The sequence below is a fragment of the Frankia sp. CeRuru1 genome, from assembly GCF_977966315.1.
Map to the genome: position 1 here is coordinate 1 of NZ_CDWWEW010000485.1, position 3,260 is coordinate 3,260.

3 protein-coding genes are annotated in these 3,260 nt (G+C 70.6%); all 3 read left to right on the forward strand.

Annotated elements, in window-relative coordinates:
- A partial coding sequence (locus AC08OP_RS23145; protein ID WP_476616106.1) for an ABC transporter permease occupies window positions 1–1,157 on the forward strand: 1,157 nt, incomplete at its 5' end.
- 139 nt (window positions 1,158–1,296) lie between these two features.
- Window positions 1,297–2,238 (forward strand): ribose-phosphate diphosphokinase, encoded by a 942-nt coding sequence (locus AC08OP_RS23150; protein WP_476616107.1) that lies wholly within the window; start codon window positions 1,297–1,299, stop codon window positions 2,236–2,238.
- A 283-nt stretch (window positions 2,239–2,521) separates the two neighbouring features.
- Window positions 2,522–3,260 (forward strand): MFS transporter (locus AC08OP_RS23155; RefSeq protein ID WP_476616108.1); only part of this gene is annotated, 739 nt, incomplete at its 3' end.

Genomic DNA, 3,260 nt, shown 5'->3' on the forward strand with positions numbered 1-3,260 from the left:
GGACCAGGTCGCGGGCCTTCCAGATCACCACGGGGCTGTTCGTCCTCGGGATCGGCGCCATGGTGGTGCTGATGTCCCTGACCGGCGGCTCGTCGGCGAGCCGGATCGCGTTGACCGCGGTCGACTCCCGGCAGGCGGCGACGGTCGAGGCTACGGCCCGGTCGCTGGGCGAGGACGTCGAGGTCCGTGCGGTGGCGGATCGGGCGGCCGGCGAGCGGGCCGTGCTCGATGGTGACGTCGACGCGTTCGTCCGCGTGGTTGCGGCCTCTGGCGCGGCGGGGAACGCCGTCTACCGGGTGGTCGTCAAGAAGGAGCTCGGCGACCGGCTGGCGTCGGTGTTGAGTCTCGCCGCCCGGCAGATCGCGCTCGAGCGCCAGGTCGTGGGGCTCGGTGGTGATCCGGCCGTCGTGGGGCGGGCCGTGTCCGCGGCCACGGTCCAGGTCAGCGCCCTGCGGCCGGCCTCGGAACGGGACGGGGCCCGGCTGCTGCTCGGCCTGCTCTCCGGCGGGCTGATTTACCTGTCTCTGCTGATCTTCGGTCCGGCCGTGGCGCAGGGGGTGATTGAGGAGAAGACCAGCCGGGTGGTGGAGCTGCTGCTGGCGACGGTGCGCCCGTGGCAGCTGATGGCCGGCAAGGTTATCGGGATCGGCGCCGTGGCTCTCGGTCAGTTGACGCTGATCGGGGTGGTCGGCGTGTCGTTGGGCCTGGCGACCGGGCAGCTCGACATCCCGGCCGGAATCGCGATCGGATCGGTCGCGCTGGCGCTGCTGTGGTACCTGCTCGGGTTCGCCGTGTATGCGCTGCTGTTCGCGGCCGCCGGGGCGCTGGTGTCCCGGCAGGAGGACGCCGGCGGGGTCACGGCGCCGATGATCTTATTGATCATCGTCCCGTACGTGCTGGGCATCTCGGTGCTTCCGGGGTCGCCGGACAGCGGCCTCATCCTGGCGCTGGCGATGATTCCGCTGTTCGCGCCGGTCCTGATGCCGATGGTGATCGGGATCGGCAGCGTCGCGGGGTGGCAGGTGGTGGTCGCGATGGCGCTGACGCTCGCGCTGATCGGGGCCCTGGTCTGGCTGGCCGGGCGGGTGTACGGCAATGCGGTGAAGCGCGGCGGGACTCGGGTGCCGATCCGGGAGGCGCTAGGGAGCTCGGCATGACTCGGCGTCTGGTCGGTACCATCCGGGACGGGCGGGTCCATCGGACATCGACCGGGACACCGGGACCCCGGACACGCCGGGACCCGGGGGACACACAGAGACCCCGGGGACACCGAGAACAGGGAACGAGGAGCGGTTCGTGCGAGACATCGCCGTCTTCAGCGGCAGTGCCCATCCGAGTCTCGCCGAGGAGATCTGCACACACCTCGACGTGCCGCTGCATCGGGTGCGGGTGCAGCGTTTCGCCAACGACTGCCTGGAGGTCCAGCTTCCCGCGAACTGCCGGGAACGCGACGTGTTCCTCATCCAGCCGCTGGTCGCACCGGTGCAGGAGAACCTTGTCGAGCTGCTGCTGATGCTGGACGCGGCGCGCGGGGCGTCGGCGGCGCGCACGACGGTCGTGCTGCCGCACTATGCCTACGCCCGCTCGGACAAGAAGGACGCGCCGCGGATCTCGATCGGCGGGCGGCTGGTCGCGGACCTGCTCGTCACCGCGGGTGCGAACCGCGTCCTCGCGATGACCCTGCACTCGCCGCAGGTCCACGGTTTCTTCAGCGTGCCGGTGGATCATCTGCATGCATTGCGGGAACTCGCCGCGCACTTCCGCCGCTACGAGCTGTCGAACACGACGGTGGTCTCCCCGGACCTCGGCAACGCCAAGGAAGCGGCGGCGTTCGCCCGGATGCTCGGGGTGCGGGTGGCGGCGGGGGCCAAGCAGCGTTTCGCCGACGACCGGGTCAGCATCAGCACGGTCATCGGTGACGTGGCCGGCCGGGACGTCATCGTGCTCGACGACGAGATCGCCAAGGGCAGCACCGTGCTCGAGCTGCTCGAGCGGCTGCGTGAGCTGAATGTGCGGTCGGTGCGGGTGGCGTGCACGCACGGGCTGTTCGCGGCGGGTGCGCTTAAGCGCATCGGCGACCAGCCCGAGGTCGCCGAGATCGTGTGCACGAACACGGTGCCGATTCCGGCGGGGGACCGGGTGCCGAAGCTGAAGATCCTCACGGTTGCCCCGGCGCTCGCCGAGGCCATCCGCCGCATCCACAACGGCGAGTCCGTCAGCGCTCTCTTCGACGCCTGACCGTCGCGTCGACCTGGCCGGGTCCCGGACAGTCCCGGACACGGGTCCGCCTGATCGCGCGGCGGCCACGTTATGGGGAGCAAGGCACGGTCCAGGGCCCGCAGACCGTCCTCAGGTCCCCCAAATTCGCCGGCCTCCGGCTACGCAACGGGGTAGTCCACTTCGCGGCTGCGGCGCTAAGCTGGGGAGCATGGCCTGGCGATGTTGATCCGCACCTGAGTCCGGGCTCGCGCGCCGGCTGTACGCCTACGCGTTCTGCGACGAGCTCGTCCTGCTCTACCCGGTGTACCCGCTGTTGTTCGTCGACGCCGGGTTGTCGCCGGCGGAGATTTCCGCGCTGTTCATCGTGTGGTCGGTGACGTCCTCCCTCCTGGAGATCCCCTCCGGGCTGTGGGCGGATACGGTCTCTCGGCGGCTGCTGTTGATGATCGGTCCGGCGCTGGCGGCACTCGGTTTCGCGCTGTGGACGTTTAAGCCATGCTTTGCGGCGTTTGCCGCCGGGTTCGTGCTCTGGGGGGCGGGCAGCGCACTACGGTCGGGCACGCTCCAGGCTGTCGTCTACACCGAGCTGACCCGGCTGGACGCGGTCGCCGCCTATCCCAGGCTGATCGGCCGGTCGCGATCCTTCGCCTCGGCCGCTGTCCTCGTCGCTACCGGGCTCGCGTCCCCCGTCATCGCTTTCGGTGGTTACCGAGCCGTGGGAATCGCCAGCGTCGCCGTGGTCCTGCTTGGGGTACCGCTCGGGGCGTCGCTACCCGACTCCCGGGGACACCTCGACGGCCCCGACTACTTGGACGGCCCTGATCACCGCAAAGATGATCATTCTGGTGGCGGTGAGTTCGGCCCTGACGGAAGAAGCGGGAGGACGGCGCGGGCCGCAAGGGCCGGGGAGCGCGACGAGACTGGTAGCGGCCGGCCCGGCGATCGGAACGGCGGCGATCGGAACGGCGATGCCGGGACCGGCCGGGGCTTCGCGGTGGTGTGGCGGACGGGTCTGGCCGAGGCGGGACGGGTGCCCGCGG